Below are 16,842 nucleotides of genomic sequence, written 5' to 3'. Positions count from 1 at the left end.
TGAATGATGGAGCCAATGGCGGCTCCATCGCCTCACGCTTCGAGCAAAATATCCGTGTAGAGCTCGGAAACATCCGGCTCCTTGTCGGCCTGGGCGAAATCGGCGGCGTCGGCGACAATGTCGCGGACATCCTTGTCGATCGCCTTCAGGTCATCCTCGCTCGCCCATTTCTTTTCGAGCAACCGGGCGCGGACCTGTTCGATCGGGTCGTGCTCGGAGCGCATCTTCTGCACTTCGTCCTTCGAACGGTACTTCGCCGGGTCGGACATGGAGTGGCCGCGATAGCGATAGGTCATCATTTCCATGATGATCGGGCCCTTGCCGCTGCGGGCATGTTCGGCGGCCTCGTCGGTCGCGGCCTTGACGGCGCGGACATCCATGCCGTCGACCTGCATGCCGGGAATGTTGAAGGAGGCGCCGCGATGGGAGAAATCCGTCTGCGCCGAAGCACGGCTCACCGAGGTGCCCATGGCGTAGCGGTTGTTCTCGACGACATAGATCACCGGCAGCTTCCAGAGGGCCGCCATATTGAAGCTTTCATAGACCTGGCCCTGGTTGGCCGCGCCGTCGCCGAAGAAGGCGCAGGAAACGTTGCCGTTGCCGCGATACTGGTTGGCGAAGCCGAGACCGGTGCCGAGCGACACCTGGGCGCCAACGATGCCGTGGCCGCCGTAGAAATTCTTCTCCTTGGAGAACATGTGCATGGAGCCGCCCTTGCCCTTGGACAGGCCGCCCCGGCGCCCGGTGAGCTCGGCCATCACACCGCGGGCACTCAGGCCCATGGCCAGCATGTGGCCGTGATCGCGGTAAGCAGTGATCATCTGGTCGCCGTCCTTCAGCGCCATCTTCATGCCTATCACAACGGCTTCCTGGCCGATATAGAGGTGACAGAACCCGCCGATGAAGCCCATGCCGTAGAGCTGGCCGGCCTTTTCCTCGAAGCGGCGGATCAGCAGCATCTCGCGATAGGCCTTGAGTTCGTCCTTCTTGTCGAACTCGGCGATCGCCGGCGCCTTGGCCTCGCTCTTCTGAGTTTTGCCGGCGGCGGGTTTGCGAGCGGTCAGCGTCGCGGTCTTTCGCGTTGCCATACAATCCTCCCTTTTGAGCTTCGAGTTGCGGGGGAGGATAGAGAATAAAACCACACGCAGCAATGCCATAAATGCATGGCACACATTCGCTTTAAGTCACTGAAATGTCATATAAATTCAACTATTAACTTAATTCAAGTTAATATCAACTGCGCCGCAGCATAAATTCTTTGCAGCGCACACAATTGAATTCAATGGCTTACTTGAAAATCACGATTTCGTCGCTGCGGGAAACGTTGAGCGAGTAGCGCGCCTTCTCGTCGAGCATATCTTTCTCGAGTGACCCGTCGCTCATCAGCGAGACCTGGCGTTCGAGTTCCCGGCGCGCCTTGACCAGCCCATCCAGCTCGGCGACGCGCTCCAGGCGGCGGCGTTCGAAATCCTTCGCGGCATCCATGCCGAGATCGCCGTGGACGATGTGATAACCGAAATAGGAGAAGAAACCGGCGGCGAGAACAGGTGTCACCAGACGCCCGAGATACCGCTTCTTATGCTGCTTGGTCCACATTGAAATGCCTTGATACGCAGTACGATGGAATCACCATGAATCAAAATGTTTAAGCAAGCGTTGACCATGAATCCGGGGCCAAAAATAAATCCGGGCGGCATCGCTGCCACCCGGATTCATAAGTGATTCAAATTGTTTAGCTCTTGAGGATCGCGCGGCCTTCGTAGCGTGCGGCCGAGCCCAGCTCCTGCTCGATGCGGATGAGCTGGTTGTACTTGGCGGTGCGGTCGGAACGCGCCAGCGAGCCGGTCTTGATCTGTCCGCAGTTGGTGGCGACGGCGAGGTCGGCAATCGTCGAATCCTCGGTTTCGCCCGAGCGGTGCGACATGACGGCGGTGTAGCCGGCCTTGTGCGCCGTCTCGACGGCTTCGAGTGTTTCGGTCAGCGAGCCGATCTGGTTGACCTTGACGAGGATGGAATTGGCGACACCCATCTTGATGCCGTCGGTCAGGCGCTTGGTCTGGGTGACGAACAGGTCGTCGCCGACAAGCTGGACTTTCTTGCCGCAGAGATCGGTGAGCGTCTTCCAGCCGTCCCAATCGTCCTCGGCCATGCCGTCCTCGATCGAGGCGATCGGGTAGCGGGCTGCGAGATCGGCGAGATACTGGGCCATTTCACCCGGGCTCCGGACCTTGCCCTCGCCTTCCATATTGTACTTGCCGTCCTTGAAGAATTCCGTGGAGGCGCAGTCGAGGCCGAGGAAGACATCCTCGCCCGGACGGTAGCCGGCCTTTTCGATCGACTTCATGATGAAATCGAGCGCATCCGGGGCGCTGGCGAGGTTGGGCGCAAAGCCGCCTTCGTCGCCGACATTGGTGTTGTGCCCGCCGGCGTGCAGTTCCTTCTTCAGGGTATGGAAGATTTCCGAACCCATGCGGACCGCGTCGCGCAGCGTCTCGGCACCGACCGGCAGGATCATGAATTCCTGGAAATCGATCGGGTTATCCGCATGCGCGCCGCCATTGATGATGTTCATCATCGGAACGGGGAGCGTGTGCGCATTGACGCCGCCGACATAGCGGTAGAGCTGCAGGCCAGAGGCCAGCGCGGAGGCCTTGGCGACGGCGAGCGAAACGCCGAGGATGGCATTGGCGCCGAGGCGGCTCTTGTTCGGCGTGCCGTCAAGCTCGATCATCGCGGCGTCGATATCGCGCTGGTTTTCGGCTTCCATGCCGGAGATCGCTTCGAAGATTTCGGTGTTGACCGCTTCGACAGCCTTTTCGACGCCCTTGCCGAGATAGCGCTTGCCGCCGTCGCGCAGTTCGACCGCCTCATGGGCGCCGGTGGATGCGCCCGAGGGAACCGCGGCGCGACCGAGGCTACCGTCTTCCAGAAGCACATCGACCTCGACCGTGGGGTTGCCGCGGCTGTCGAGAATTTCCCTGGCCAGAATATCGATGATGGCTGTCATGTGCTTATCCCTGTCGTGTTGGCGGTGGATGCGGAGGTGTGCCCATCCCTTAGCCGAGATTTGCAAAATTACAATGGCAGCGCGGAAATTCGCCCTTGGAGCCAGAGAGCCGATGGATCGCGATCGCGGCCGGCAGCCTTTGAAGCATGAGCGAAGTTTTTCAGCGCTGCAACCAGGCATTAACCATACAGTACTACTGTTTGATGAGAGTTACGGATTCGCATGCACGGATCCGGGGGAACAAGAAGACATCGGCGCGCGGAAACGGCGCCATTGGGGGTCAACAAATGGCGTTCACCATTGCGAGAAACCTTGTAATCGGCGGCCTTGCGGTGTCGATTGGCATGTTTGCTTCATTCGGCCTGCAGCAGACCGCACTGCAGCGGCTGAAGGTCAATGGACCGGTTTACGAACAGGTGATCTACGGCAAGGACCTGATCGCCGACATATTGCCGCCGCCGCTATTCGTCGTCGAATCTTACATGCTGTCCTTCGAGGCCGGCGAGTTTCCCGAACTGTCAGAGGCCAATCTCGCCAAGATCGCCAAGCTGAAAGCGGCTTATGACGACCGTCGCGCCTATTGGCAGCCCACCCGCCTGCCCCAATCCCTCAAGGACGAATTGAACAACGAAGTGATCGCCAAGGGCGACGCGTTCTGGGCGGTGATGGCCGACGAGATCATTCCCGCGCTCAATGCCAAGGACAGCGTCAAGGTCGCGACCGCCACCGGCAATCTCCGGACCGTCTTCCATACACATCAGGACGCGGTCGAGAAGCTCGTTACCAATTCCGACACGTTCCTGAAGGGCGAAGAGCTGCACGCAGCAACAGAGGTCGAGACCTGGACGCTCGCCGCCAGTGCAGCCGCCCTGGGCGCTCTCCTGCTTCTGATTTCGGGGCTCTATCTTCTGCGCCGCAAGGCGATCCTGCCGATATCAGGCATGGAGGCCTACATGGGCAAAATCGCGGACGGCGATTATTCGGCCGAAGTGCCCTATGCGGAACGCAGGGACGAGATTGGGAAAATGGCGCAGGCAGTGGTGGTTTTCCGCCACAATTCGCTCGAGCGCAGGGAGATCCACCAGCGGGCTGCCGAAGCCAAAGAGGCCGAGATCGAACGCGAGCGGCAAGCGGCGGCCGAGAAAGCAGCCGAACAAGCCGAGCGCGACGACCTCATCCGGCATCTGACGGAGGCGCTCGGCGAACTGTCACGCGGCAATCTCGAATACCGCATCAGGCAGCGCTTCTCCGCGGCTTACGAAATGCTGCGCAACGAATTCAATGCGAGCCTGGACACGCTCTCCGCATCGATGCGGGAGATCACCGAGGCGACCGGCCAGTTGCGCAGTTCCTCCGCCGAAATCGCCAGCGCGACCGACGATCTCTCGAAGCGGAGCGAACAGCAGGCATCGACCATCGAGGAGACCGCTGCCGCGCTGGAGGAAATCACGGCGAATGTGCAGAGTTCTTCCTCTCGGGCCATCGAGGCCAGCAAGATGATGGCCGAGACCAGCCGGGGTGCCGAACACTCGGCCGGCATCATGCGCGAGGCGATCCAGGCGATGGAGAAGATCGCGGGCTCTTCGGGTCAGATCAGCCAGATCATCAACGTGATCGATGAGATCGCATTCCAGACCAATCTGCTGGCTCTCAATGCGGGTGTCGAGGCGGCGCGTGCCGGGGAAGCCGGCAAGGGTTTCGCTGTCGTCGCGCAGGAGGTGCGTGAACTCGCTTCCCGCTCGGCCAATGCGGCCAAGGAAATCAAGGTGCTGATCTCGGCTTCGTCCGATCAGGTCTCGACCGGCGTGGCGCTGGTCAACCGCACGGGCACGGCGCTCTCGGAAATCGAGGAACAGGTGGCCAGGGTAACCAGGCTGATCGGCGCTATCGTCACCGCCGCGCAGGAACAGTCGATCGCGATCGGCGAGATCAACGCCTCGGTCAGCACGATGGATGAGGTGACGCAACAGAATGCGGCGATGGCGGAAGAGACCAATGCCGCCTGCCAGGGACTGAACGAGCAGGCCCAGGCGCTGGAGCGGATCATCGAACGGTTCCGCGTCGCGAATGCGCCGGCTGGCGGCCGGATCTCGCGCGCGGCCTGATTTTCCATGATTTCAAAGAACAAAGGCCGGCTGATGTGCCGGCCTTTTGCCGTCAGGCTGCCTTGGCGATATCATCGATAGCGATGAGCTTTTCCAGCAATGCCGGCATGTCTTCAAGGCGCACCATGTTGGGGCCGTCGGACGGGGCATTGTCGGGATCCTGATGCGTTTCCATGAAGACGCCGGCGACGCCGACGGCGATGGCGGCGCGGGCGAGAACCGGCACCATGGCGCGGTCGCCGCCGGTCGAGGCACCCTGCCCGCCCGGCTGCTGCACGGAATGGGTGGCGTCGAAGACCACAGGCGCGCCCATCGCCGCCATGATCGGCAGCGCGCGCATGTCGGACACAAGCGTATTGTAGCCGAACGAGGCACCGCGCTCGCAGAGCAGGATGTTCGGGTTGCCGCTGTCGTTCAGCTTGGCCAGCACGTTCTTCATGTCCCAGGGCGCCAGGAACTGGCCCTTCTTGACGTTGACGACGCGACCGGTCTTGGCGGCGGCGACCAGAAGATCGGTCTGGCGCGACAGGAAGGCCGGGATCTGCAGGATATCGACGACTGGTGCCACCTCGGCGCAGTGCTCTTCGGTGTGTATGTCGGTCAGGACTGGAAAGCCGTATTCCTTCTTGAGGTCGGCGAAGACTTCGAGCGATTTTTCGAGCCCGATACCGCGCTTGCCGGTCAACGAAGTGCGGTTGGCTTTGTCGAAGGAGGACTTGTAGACGAGGCCCAAGCCCAGCTTGCCGCAGATTTCCACGAGCTTGCCGGCCATCATGAAGGCGTGGTCGCGGGTTTCCATCTGGCAGGGGCCCGCGATCAGCGTGAAGCGGCCGGTATTGGAGAAGCTGACCTTCTTGGTGCCCTCGCCGGCGGTGACGACTGCGTTGGTCTTCGACATCTGATTACTCCGAGAATGCAAAAAGGACGCCCTGGCCGGGCTCGTGCGGCACGACGATCATGCTGCGGGATTTCAAATGCAGGATGCCGGCTTCGACAAGCACCCGCTCGGTGACACGAATATCCGAGACCTTGAAGACGACCGCTTCACCGCGCAAGCCGCGCTCCGCCGACATTGAAAGGCCGAACAGCAGCCTCAGTTCAAGCGGATCGAACACCATTATGTCGGTATTGGCGGACTTGACCACCAGTACATCGAGGTCGTCGGCCACATTCTCCTGGCCGGTCACCGCCTGTAGATATGCGGAGAAATCAAGCGGTTCCTGCTCGGACAGCACCACGGTGCGGATGCCGATCACGCCGTTGGCGTGTTTTTCCAGCGCGGAGCGATCGGATGACGGCATGTTGATGCGCTGGCAGGTGAAGGCGAAGAAATCGGGTGCCCTGAGGTCGGCGGCGAAGGAGAGCTTGAAGCTCGGCGTGATCTCCGAACCATCGGGAAATTTCATCACCCGCGAGAAGGTCAGCTGATCGCCCGCCGATATGCCTTCGGCTTTGAATATCGCGTGGTCAGCATCGGCGTCATCGGTGCCCATGACGATCGCCGACAGACCCTCGGGTCCATTGCGGAACCGAAACGCGGCATCGCGGGCGACGAACTGGTTACCGGATTTCGCGGAAGCAGACGCTTCCTCTTCGCTGGCGACGCCGAGCGGCTCGAGATAGGTCTTGTCGGCGAAGAAGACGCAGGCATTTTCGGTGCCGAAGGGATGACGCGCATCAGCAGCGACCGTGAAGCCGAGCCGCGCCAGCCGCGCGCGGGCCGTGGCGATGTCGGTGACCGGCAGGACAAGATGATCGATAGGGCGGACGGGCATGCGAGTCCTTTCGATTTCGTTGGCGCCCTTTCGCATGATTGGGGCAGCAGGATCAAGGGGAATGCGGGTGGGCGCTGACATGGGTTCTCGTTCACGCGGGCCGTTTGCTCCGTGGTTTGACCATGCATGACCCCGATCCCTTCGCTCTTGGCAAAAAGGATCGGCCGGGGCACGTCGCCGTGCCGAGGTAATAGGCCCGCCTGTGGAACGGGCCGTTAAGACACGTCGCCGTGCCCCGTCAAACGGTGTCTCCATCCCCGAACTCGCCAGCACTGCCCCCGTATCTCCATCTTTTCGGGACTGGAGAACGATAATGTGTGCGCTACAGCGCACGTCCGGGGCGAAACTCAGCCTTTCGGCTGCCGTCCCCAGAGGACTGGCCCTTCTCGCGGACGCCCTGCATGGAGACTTACGTCGCTTCTCCACACCGGTCACCGGTCCCGCCTCGCCCTGACGCCTCAGGGTGTAGCCGATGCGGAACGCGAGGGATTATGGCATGGGTTTGGGGATTTGGGAAGATGGATGAGGATTATTTTCCTATATTGAGTGATAGGTTATTGATTTAATGAAAGGAAAAGTCAGGATCACGCTTAATCCAGTTCAAGAAAGACCCCGCCCCGAACCCCTCCCCACAAGGGGGAGGGGCCAACCTGTGGCACTCACCCGGACCAAAGCACCGTCTACCAAAATGCACCGACGAGAGTGCTTAGCGTTCAACGTTGAGCAGGGCAAAGCGGCGCAGCGGGTTAAGCCCCTCCCCCTTGTGGGGAGGGGTTGGGGCGGGGTCCTAATAAAGCGACACACCCCTAGCCTGCGGGAAAGATGACGGGTTTTGCTTTCTCGCGCAAACTGCGATAGCGAATATCTCGGGAACTCATCCCATCTCTACTCAGCAACCAACACAGGAGGCTACCATGTCCAAGAAACACCTCCACGACGTGAGCTTTTGAGGTCACGTCCAAACGCCGCAAATCCTTCCCATCCGAGACACGGGTGAAAACCGGGATCCGCGTGATCCACGGCGATGTCGAGCTGATCGAAAAACTCGGCCGCAACGACCCCTGCCCCTGCGGTTCACGGAGGCGGTTTCAAGAATTGCTGCCTGAAATCCGGCGAGTATGACGGGTCGCTCAGGGATCATTACTTTTAGAGAGCGGTAAATCGAAATATCGGGTCTGGCGCAAGCGCCGGACCCGTATTGCCTTGGATTGTTCGGCCGTGTCATACCGACACCCATGGCCTTCACCCTCCGTCAGCTCCAGTATTTCATCGCGGTTGCCGAAAACGGCACGGTCAGCGGGGCCGCGCAGGCGCTTTCGATCTCGCAATCCTCGGTGACGGAGGCGGTCAAGGAGTTGGAGTCCGATCTCGGGGTGGCGCTGTTCGAACGGCATTCACGGGGGTTGACGATCACCCATGACGGGCACCAGTTCCTCAGGCATGCGCAAAATATTCTGAGCCAGGTGTCGGATGCACGGCGGACCTTCGCCGACAAGAAGGACGAGATGAGCGGCTCGCTCAATCTCGGCGTCACCTCGCTTGTGGCGGGCTATGTGCTTTCCGATCTGCTCCGGCGTTATCGCCGCGCCTATCCCGGCGTCGATGTCACGGCGATCGAGGACAATGGCAGCTATCTCGAGCACCTGCTGATCGGCGGCGAGCTGGATATCGCGGTGATGACCATTTCCAACCTGCGCGACCGCATGGCGCTGCAGGCCGAGATCATCGAGACCTCGCCCTATCGGCTCTGGCTGCCGCTCGGTCACAAGCTGGGCGGCGCGGATATCATATCGGTCAAGGACATCGCGCAGGAGCCGCTGATCATGCTGACGGTCGACGAGATCGAGGAGAATACCGGCAAGCTGCTGACCGCGCTCGGCGCCAAGCCTCACGTCGCCTTCCGGACGCGGTCGGTCGAGGCGGTACGCAGCCTGGTCGCGACCGGGGCCGGGATCGCGCTGTTGCCCGACCTCGTCTATCGCCCGTGGTCACTGGAAGGTGACCGAATCGAAAGCCGAGACGTCTCGGGCGCACTGCCGGTGGTGCAGGTGGGCCTGGTGTGGCGGCGGGGGTCTAGTTTGCCGGCGTCGGCGAAGGAGTTTCTGCGGGTGGCGGAGACGGCGCGGGCTGTGCGGGACCGGTGAGGGTTCCTCTGGTTACAAGAGGGGCAAACTCCGAATGCCAACGCTCGATATCGGAAAAACCGATATCGATATTCTGAATAAAGAATTTGCGAAAGCGGCGAAAAAGAGGCTTCATGTCAACCGTGGGAACAAATCCAAAAACGGGAGACCAGAATGAAGACTTTTCTGAAGTCCACGACAGCACTCCTCATCGCCTCCAGTTTTGCCAGCCAGGCCGTTTCGGCCGAGGCGCTGAAGGAAATCGGGCCGGGTGAAGGCGAAGTTTCGATCGTCGCCTGGGCCGGCTATATCGAGCGCGGCGAAACCGACAAGGGTTACGACTGGGTCACGGAATTCGAGAAATCCACCGGCTGCAAGGTGACGGTCAAGACCGCCGCGACATCGGACGAAATGGTGACGCTGATGAACCAGGGCGGTTTCGACCTGGTGACGGCCTCGGGTGACGCCTCGCTCCGCCTGATCGCCGGCGGCAAGGTGGCGCCGATCAACACGGCACTGATCAAGAGCTGGAGCACGGTGGACGACCGCCTCAAGGATGCACCCTGGCACACCGTGGATGGCGTGCATTACGGTACGCCCTACCAGTGGGGCCCGAACGTGCTGATGTACAATACCAAGGTTTTCGGCGATAAGGTGCCCGACAGCTGGGGCGTGGTGTTCGAGGAACAGAACCTGCCCGACGGCAAGACCAACAAGGGCCGGGTGCAGGCCTTCGACGGCCCGATCTACATCGCCGACGGCGCGCTCTACCTCAAGGCGAAGAATCCGGAACTCGGCATCAAGGACCCTTACGAGCTGAACGAAGCCCAGTACACCGCCGTGCTCGAACTTCTCAAGGGACAACGCTCGCTGGTCGGCCGCTACTGGCACGATGCCATGGTGCAGATCGACGACTTCAAGAACGAGGGCGTGGTGGCATCGAGCTCGTGGCCGTTCCAGGTCAACCTGCTGGAAGCCGACAAGCAGCCGGTGAAATCGGTCTTCCCGAAGGAGGGTGCGACCGGTTGGGCCGACACGACCATGCTGCACGCCGAGGCCGCCCATCCAAACTGCGCTTACATGTGGATGGAACATTCGATCTCACCGAAGGTGCAGGGCGACCTCGCCGCCTGGTTCGGCTCGAACCCGGCAGTACCCGCAGCCTGCAAGGGCAATGCGCTGCTGACCGACACGGGCTGCGCGCATAACGGCTTCGAGAACTTCGACAAGATCAGCTTCTGGAAGACGCCGGTGGCGAAATGCGCCAGCCAGGGTGAATGCGTGCCGTATCATCGCTGGACGAGCGATTACATCGCGGTGATGGGCGGGCAGTAAGCGTATTTGGCATGGGGTGGGTTGGTATTCACCCCTCACCAACTTCGGCCAGGGGTTCACTCACGTTCACCCGGCCTTCGTATCCTCTCCCACAGGGGGAGAGGTAGGTGCCGCACGCGCCTTCGTCACTTGAAGCACGGGTGTGCCGCAAGTCTACCTCTCCCCTTGTGGGAGAGGATAGCAAGTCCGAACGAGACAAAGTCGAGTTCATGGACGCGCTTGGTGAGGGGTAATCTCTTCACAAGTAGTCAATTTCACGGAGACCCCCATGACCCCGGCAGTCACATTCCGCGCCGTGTCGCGCCATTTCGGCCAAGTGAAGGCTGTCGATCAGGTCAATCTTGAGATCGCCGAGGGCGAGTTCTTCGCCATGCTGGGGCCGTCCGGCTCAGGCAAGACGACGTGCCTCCGGCTGATCGCCGGCTTCGAGCAGCCGACCGGCGGCGAGATCGCGATCTTCGGCGAGAACGCCAATGGCGTGCCGCCGTGGAAGCGCAACGTCAACACGGTGTTTCAGGATTACGCGCTGTTTCCGCATATGAGCATCCTCGACAATGTCGCTTACGGGCTGATGGTCAAGGGTATCGACAAGACGACGCGGCTGAGGGCCGCTGAAGAAGCGCTCGCCATGGTCGCGCTGCCAGGCTACGGCACGCGCAAGGCCGGCCAGCTTTCGGGCGGCCAGCGGCAGCGCGTGGCGTTGGCCCGCGCGCTGGTCAACAAGCCCAAGGTGCTGCTGCTCGACGAGCCGCTCGGGGCGCTGGACCTGAAACTTCGCGAACAGATGCAGGAAGAGTTGAAGACGCTGCAGAAAGCGCTGGGCATTACCTTCGTCTTCGTCACCCATGACCAGGGCGAGGCACTTTCCATGGCCGACCGGGTCGCGGTGTTCAACAATGGCGGCATCGTGCAGGCGGGTACGCCCGAGGATATCTACCAGCGGCCGGCGTCGAAATTCGTGGCGGATTTCGTCGGGTCCTCCAACATCCTGCCGCCGGATTTCACCCAGAAGCTGACCGGCACGCGGGCATGGTCGACCGTCCGGCCGGAGACGATCAATCTTGGCGCCGCGACCGGCGATGCTCTGGGCATATCCGGCACGCTTGCGGCCCGCAGCTTCCTGGGCTCGGTGACGCGCGTCGGCGTCGATGTCGAGGGATTGAGGCTGCATGCCAACCTGCCGGCGGCGGCGACACTGCCGGCCGAGGGTGAAACCATCGTGCTCAATTTTGCGCGTAACGCGCTGCACGCGCTCGGTGATGCGGCATGAGCATGGTCACCTCACCCGCCGTGATCGCAAAAGAGGACGGCCTCGTCGGGCGGCTGTCGTCCACCTTCTGGCGGCGGCCGAAGCTGCTGCTGGCCTTGATGCTCGCCCCGCCAATTCTCTGGCTCGGAGTGATCTATGTCGGCTCGCTGTTCGCGCTCTTGGCGCAGAGTTTCTTCTCGCTCGACGATTTCACCGGCCAAGTTAAATACGAGCTGACGCTGTCCACCTATGCGCAGCTCTTCCGACAATCCAATTTCGACATCATCGTGCGGACCGTGGTTATGGCGGCGCTGGTGACGATTGTCTCGGCGATCATCGCCTTCCCCATCGCCTATTATGCCGCGCGCTATGCCAAGGGGCGGTGGAAGGCGCTGTTCTATCTCGGCGTGACGCTGCCGCTATGGTCGAGCTATCTGGTGAAAATCTATGCCTGGAAGATGATCCTTGCCAAGGAAGGCATCATTTCCTGGGTATTCGCCAAGCTGTCGCTGACCTGGCTGCTCGAAGCCTATCTGTCGCTGCCCGTGGTCGGCGGCAATTCTCTCTCCATCAGCTATACCGGCACGCTGCTGGTGTTCGTCTATGTCTGGCTGCCCTATATGATCCTGCCGGTGCAGGCCGCACTTGAGCGGGTGCCGGGCAACCTGATCGAGGCGAGCTACGATCTCGGCGGTTCGCCGAAGCAGACTTTCCGCCACGTGCTGTTGCCGCTGGCACTGCCCGGCATCATCGCCGGCTCGATCTTCACCTTCTCGCTGACGCTGGGTGACTACATCATTCCCGGCATTATCGGCTCGTCGCGGCTGTTCATCGGTCAGGCGGTCTATACCCAGCAGGGCACGGCCGGCAACGTGCCGCTCGCCGCCGCCTTCTCGGTTGTCCCGATCATCATCATGGCCTTCTATCTCTGGATGGCGAAACGCCAGGGGGCTTTCGATGCGCTCTGACAAGATCAATTCCGCCCCCCTCGCCCTGAAGCTTGCCGCCGGTGCCGGGCTGCTGTTCCTGTCGCTGCCGATCCTGCTGATCTTCGTCTATGCGTTCACGACCGAGGAGAAGAGCTTCAAGTGGCCGCCGCCGGGCTTCACCCTGCAATGGTTCGGCCGTGCCTGGGACCGGCCCGATGTGTGGGCGGCGCTGTCGCTTTCCGTGCAGGTCGCGGCGATCGCCACGGCGGTCGCCCTGGTGCTCGGCACACTGTGTGCGGCGGCCGTCGCCCGATCGAATTTCTTCGGCAAGGAGGCGATTTCGCTGCTTGTCATCCTGCCGATCGCACTCCCCGGCATCGTCACCGGCATCGCGCTGCGCTCGGCCTTCGGTATCATGGAGATCCCCTTCTCGTTCTGGACCATCGTGCTGGGGCACGCCACGTTCTGCGTGGTGGTCGTCTATAACAATGCGGTGGCGCGGTTCCGGCGCATGTCCGGATCGTTGATCGAGGCGAGCTACGACCTCGGCGCCAATGGTTTCCAGACCTTCCGTTACGTGATCCTGCCGAATATCGGCACGGCGCTGCTGGCAGGCGGCATGCTCGCTTTCGCGCTTTCCTTCGACGAGGTGATCGTGACGACCTTCACCGCCGGCCAGCAGACAACGCTGCCGATCTGGATGCTGGAGGAACTGATCCGACCGCGCGAGCGCCCCGTGACCAATGTCGTAGCCATGCTGGTGGTGCTGGTGACCTTCCTGCCCATTCTGGGCGCCTATTATCTGACCCGAGACGGCGCGGAGACCGCCGGATCCGGAAAATGAGCGAGGAGAGTAAAATGGATACGCAAATGCTGATCGGTGCGAAATTCGAAGCCGGGACCGAGATGGAGGAGCAGATCCTCAACCCGCGCACCGGCGAGACCGTGCTCGCGCTGCCCGAAGCCTCGACATCGCAGATCGATGCCGCCGTGGACGCGGCCGAGGCGGCCTTCGTGAGCTGGTCGGAGACGACGCCGGCGCAGCGCTCGAACTACCTGCTGAAGATCGCCGATGCGATCGAGAAGGATGCGGAAGGCTTTGCCGCGCTCGAATCGCTCAACTGCGGCAAGCCGATCAATGCCGTGCTGAACGATGAAATCCCGGCGATCGTCGATTGCTATCGCTTCTTCGCCGGCGCCATCCGCTCGATGCATGGGCCGGTGGCGGCGGAATACCTGGCCGGCTTCACCTCGATGGTCCGCCGCGATCCGGTTGGGATCATCGGCTCGATCGCGCCGTGGAATTATCCGCTGATGATGGCGGCCTGGAAGCTGGCGCCGGCGCTCGCCGGCGGCAACACGATCGTCATCAAGCCCTCGGAACAAACGCCGTTGACGACGCTGAAGCTCGCCAAGGTGTTCGCCGACATCCTGCCCGAGGGCGTGGTCAATGTCGTGCTCGGCCGTGGCGAGACGACCGGCAACTACCTGATCAACCACCCCAAGATCAACATGGTGTCGATCACCGGCGATATCGCCACCGGCAAAAAGGTGCTGGCGGCAGCGGCCAAGACGGTCAAGCGCACGCATTTGGAACTCGGCGGCAAGGCCCCTGTGATCATTTTCGACGATGCGGATATCGACGCCGCCGTCTCGGCGATCCGCACCTTCGGCTATTATAATGCCGGGCAGGATTGCACGGCCGCATGCCGCATCTATGCGCATGGCAAGATCTACGAGAAGTTCGTCGCCGACCTCGCGGCAGCCGTCTCGACCATCAAGTTCAACCAGGCCGACGACACCGAAAACGAGATCGGGCCGCTGATCTCCAAGCGCCAGCGCGACCGCGTTTCGAGCTTCGTCGAGCGTGCCGCCGAACTCGGCCATATGCAGATTGCCACCGGCGGCAAGAACGGTTCGGACGAGGGCTTCTTCTTCCAGCCGACCGTCGTGGCCGGCGCCAAGCAGGACGATGAGATCGTGCGCCGCGAAGTGTTCGGCCCGGTCGTGTCGGTCACCAGGTTCGGTGACGATGATGATGTCATCGGTTGGGCCAACGACAGCGACTACGGGCTGGCCTCGTCGGTCTGGACCAAGGACGTGTCTCGCGCCATGAAGGCAGCGGCCAAGCTGCAATACGGCTGCACATGGGTGAACACCCATTTCATGCTGACCAACGAGATGCCGCATGGCGGCGTCAAGCAATCGGGTTACGGCAAGGACATGTCGATGTACGCGCTTGAAGACTATACCGTCGTCCGGCATGTTATGATCGCACACTAGGATCGAGGAGCAGCGGATGGGCGGTAAGGTGATCGACAGGGATCAATGGGCCGACCATCCGGAACTCTGGAAGGGCGAATTCCAGGGCGGCGCGCATGGCGTCGATGTCTCGGTGGTTTTTTACGCCACCGACGAGATCGGCGGCGGGCCAAAGCTGCACAGCCACCCCTACCCCGAGACATTCATCATCCGGCTCGGCCGGGCGCTGTTCACACTCGGCGACGAGAAGATCGAGGGCAAGGCGGGGCAGATCCTGATCGCGCCCGCTGGCATGCCGCACAAGTTCGAGAATCTCGGACCCGGCCGGCTGGAGACGACCGATATCCATCTCGCCGGCGCGTTCTCGACCGATTGGCTGGAGTGACGCCATGGACGCGATGACGGCGACGATGCGCATTCTTGAGCCCTATCCCGGCATCTATGCCTATTACGACGGGCGGATCGAGGGCAAACGGCTGCATTCCGAAGGCCCGAACTGGGTGGATGATGGGGCATACAGCCTCGGCATTGCGTCCTATGCTGTTGTCGGTGACGGGCACGCTATTGTCTACGATACGCATATGACGATCGAGCATGCGCGGGCGATCCGCCGGCATCTCGAAGAGCTTGGCGTTGCAACGATCCAGGTCGTGCTCAGCCACTGGCATACCGACCATATCGCCGGCAACGTGGTTTTCGCCGATTGCGAGATCATTGCTCTGAAATTGACAGCCGACACAATGGAGGCGAACCGCGCGAAGCTGGAAACAGGCACGCCGCCAATCCTACCCCTGGTGATGCCGACGCGAACCTTCGAGGAGTCGATGGCGCTGGAGATTGGCGGACGGCGGGTCGAGCTTCACCATTTCAACATCCATAGCGCCGATGGTTGCGTGTTGTGGCTGCCGGAGGAGCGAATCCTGCTTGCCGGCGATACGCTTGAGGATACGGTGACCTATATTTCGGAGCCGGAGCATATCGAAACGCACATCGCCGAACTCGAGCGGATGGCGACGTGGCCGATCGAGCGCATTCTGCCCAACCATGGCGATCCCGACCGGATCGAAATCGGCGGCTATCACAAGACGCTGATCGATGCGAACCGGGAATATCTGGAACGGCTGATCGATCCCGAGGAATCTAGCCGCGCGCGCACCCAGCCTCTCCAGGAGTTTCTCGATAACGATATCTCAACGGGCGCGGTCATCTATTTCGCGCCCTACGAGACGGTGCATCGGGAAAATGTCGCGGCGGTCGGCCGCGACAATCCCCACGATTAACTGGCCGCGCGGCGGTAGAAGGCGAGCGAGCCGGCAAGGGTCAGCAGCGCGCCACCGCAGATGCGGTCGAGCCAGAGTGCGCCGTTGCGCTTGAGCAGGCGCACGGCCTGCGAGCCAAGCACCGCGTAGGCCAGCATGATCAGGAAGTCGATGGAGGCGAAGACAACGGCGAGCACGGCATATTGCTCGACCTGCGGCGCCGACGGCACGACGAATTGCGGCAGGAAAGCCGAGAAGAACAGGTAGCCCTTGGGATTGGTGACCGCGACCAGGAAGCTTTTGAGGAAGAGCGACAGGCGCGAACCGGTGCCGGCATCCGTGGCATTCAATGATTGGCCCAGCGATCCCTTCGAGCGCAGCAGCATGACGCCGAGGAAGGCGAGATAGCCAACGCCGATCCATTTGACCACCGAGAACCAGAACTCCGAGGCCGCCAGCAACGCGCCGAGGCCGAGAGCGACGGCGCCGATCAGCACGAAATCGGAGAGGACCGCGCCGAGCATGCCATAGATCGACCGGCCGATGCCGTGGCGGGAACCGTTGGTCAGCGCGAGCAGCACGGTGGGGCCCGGCGTGGCAATGCCGACGAAGGCGACGGCAGCGAATGCGAGGATCGTGAGTTCGGTCATGAGGGGGCTCCCGGGTTGTAGTGGTAGTTATGCAGCGCGGGAGGGGAAAGGCAAGATGCGCGAGAGCAGTTGAGTCGAAGAGCACATATCAACTACTCTAACGGCAAAGGGTCAGAGGCAAGCGCTCTGCCATTTTAGACATTATTTG

The 16,842-nt window shown here is 61.5% G+C and carries 16 protein-coding genes; 10 read left to right on the top strand and 6 right to left on the bottom strand.

Features of this window, described 5'->3' with window-relative positions; genetic code table 11:
• Positions 1–32: 32 nt before the first annotated feature.
• The 3 genes from pdhA to eno form a co-directional block, all read right to left on the bottom strand.
• Positions 33–1,088 (bottom strand): pyruvate dehydrogenase (acetyl-transferring) E1 component subunit alpha, encoded by a 1,056-nt coding sequence (gene pdhA / locus IHQ71_RS10440; protein ID WP_258161900.1) that lies wholly within the window; start codon positions 1,086–1,088, stop codon positions 33–35.
• Between the two features lie 199 nt (positions 1,089–1,287).
• Positions 1,288–1,596, bottom strand: a complete 309-nt coding sequence (locus IHQ71_RS10435) for a septum formation initiator family protein (protein ID WP_258161899.1) — start codon at positions 1,594–1,596, stop codon at positions 1,288–1,290.
• A 136-nt stretch (positions 1,597–1,732) separates the two neighbouring features.
• A complete protein-coding gene (eno, locus tag IHQ71_RS10430; RefSeq protein ID WP_258161898.1) occupies positions 1,733–3,007 on the bottom strand; it encodes a phosphopyruvate hydratase in 1,275 nt (424 codons plus the stop codon).
• A gap of 287 nt (positions 3,008–3,294) precedes the next feature.
• Between eno and IHQ71_RS10425 the strand changes: the two genes are divergently transcribed.
• Positions 3,295–5,112, top strand: a complete 1,818-nt coding sequence (locus IHQ71_RS10425; protein ID WP_258161897.1) for a methyl-accepting chemotaxis protein — start codon at positions 3,295–3,297, stop codon at positions 5,110–5,112.
• 52 nt (positions 5,113–5,164) lie between these two features.
• Here IHQ71_RS10425 and kdsA read toward each other — a convergent pair whose 3' ends face one another.
• Positions 5,165–6,010: a 3-deoxy-8-phosphooctulonate synthase gene (gene kdsA, locus IHQ71_RS10420; protein ID WP_258161896.1), complete on the bottom strand. Its 846-nt coding sequence runs from the start codon at positions 6,008–6,010 to the stop codon at positions 5,165–5,167.
• A 4-nt stretch (positions 6,011–6,014) separates the two neighbouring features.
• Positions 6,015–6,887 (bottom strand): VOC family protein, encoded by an 873-nt coding sequence (locus IHQ71_RS10415; RefSeq protein ID WP_374989972.1) that lies wholly within the window; start codon positions 6,885–6,887, stop codon positions 6,015–6,017.
• Between the two features lie 993 nt (positions 6,888–7,880).
• Here IHQ71_RS10415 and IHQ71_RS10410 point away from each other — a divergent pair.
• The 9 genes from IHQ71_RS10410 to IHQ71_RS10370 all read left to right on the top strand — a co-directional run bounded on the left by IHQ71_RS10410 (position 7,881) and on the right by IHQ71_RS10370 (position 16,065).
• Positions 7,881–8,009 carry an SEC-C metal-binding domain-containing protein gene (locus IHQ71_RS10410; protein ID WP_308737937.1) on the top strand — a complete coding sequence of 43 codons (129 nt, stop codon included), beginning with the start codon at positions 7,881–7,883 and terminating at the stop codon, positions 8,007–8,009.
• Between the two features lie 113 nt (positions 8,010–8,122).
• Complete coding sequence (locus IHQ71_RS10405; RefSeq protein WP_258161895.1) at positions 8,123–9,031, top strand: LysR substrate-binding domain-containing protein; 909 nt, start codon at positions 8,123–8,125, stop codon at positions 9,029–9,031.
• A gap of 153 nt (positions 9,032–9,184) precedes the next feature.
• On the top strand, positions 9,185–10,345 hold the full coding sequence (locus IHQ71_RS10400) for an ABC transporter substrate-binding protein (RefSeq protein WP_258161894.1): 1,161 nt from the start codon (positions 9,185–9,187) through the stop codon (positions 10,343–10,345).
• Between the two features lie 268 nt (positions 10,346–10,613).
• Positions 10,614–11,615, top strand: a complete 1,002-nt coding sequence (locus IHQ71_RS10395) for an ABC transporter ATP-binding protein (RefSeq protein WP_258161893.1) — start codon at positions 10,614–10,616, stop codon at positions 11,613–11,615.
• Complete coding sequence (locus tag IHQ71_RS10390) at positions 11,612–12,562, top strand: ABC transporter permease (protein ID WP_258161892.1); 951 nt, start codon at positions 11,612–11,614, stop codon at positions 12,560–12,562. The genes IHQ71_RS10395 and IHQ71_RS10390 overlap by 4 nt, the downstream gene beginning before the upstream one ends.
• On the top strand, positions 12,552–13,367 hold the full coding sequence (locus tag IHQ71_RS10385) for an ABC transporter permease (protein ID WP_258161891.1): 816 nt from the start codon (positions 12,552–12,554) through the stop codon (positions 13,365–13,367). The genes IHQ71_RS10390 and IHQ71_RS10385 overlap by 11 nt, the downstream gene beginning before the upstream one ends.
• 14 nt (positions 13,368–13,381) lie before the next feature.
• Complete coding sequence (locus tag IHQ71_RS10380) at positions 13,382–14,806, top strand: gamma-aminobutyraldehyde dehydrogenase (protein ID WP_258161890.1); 1,425 nt, start codon at positions 13,382–13,384, stop codon at positions 14,804–14,806.
• Positions 14,807–14,822: 16 nt separating this feature from the next.
• The gene (locus tag IHQ71_RS10375) at positions 14,823–15,170 is read left to right on the top strand and encodes a cupin domain-containing protein (RefSeq protein ID WP_258161889.1); all 348 of its coding nucleotides are present in this window, start codon (positions 14,823–14,825) and stop codon (positions 15,168–15,170) included.
• A 4-nt stretch (positions 15,171–15,174) separates the two neighbouring features.
• Complete coding sequence (locus tag IHQ71_RS10370; protein ID WP_258161888.1) at positions 15,175–16,065, top strand: MBL fold metallo-hydrolase; 891 nt, start codon at positions 15,175–15,177, stop codon at positions 16,063–16,065.
• Here the strand turns inward: IHQ71_RS10370 and IHQ71_RS10365 are convergent.
• Positions 16,062–16,694, bottom strand: coding sequence for a LysE family translocator (locus tag IHQ71_RS10365; RefSeq protein WP_258161887.1), 633 nt, complete (start codon positions 16,692–16,694; stop codon positions 16,062–16,064). The genes IHQ71_RS10370 and IHQ71_RS10365 overlap by 4 nt on opposite strands.
• Between the last annotated feature and the right edge of the window lie 148 nt (positions 16,695–16,842).

This window comes from Rhizobium sp. TH2 (assembly GCF_024707525.1).
GTDB lineage: Bacteria > Pseudomonadota > Alphaproteobacteria > Rhizobiales > Rhizobiaceae > Rhizobium_E.
The sequence above is the reverse complement of the archived record's forward strand: the minus strand, read 5'-3'. Positions and strand labels throughout refer to the sequence as shown.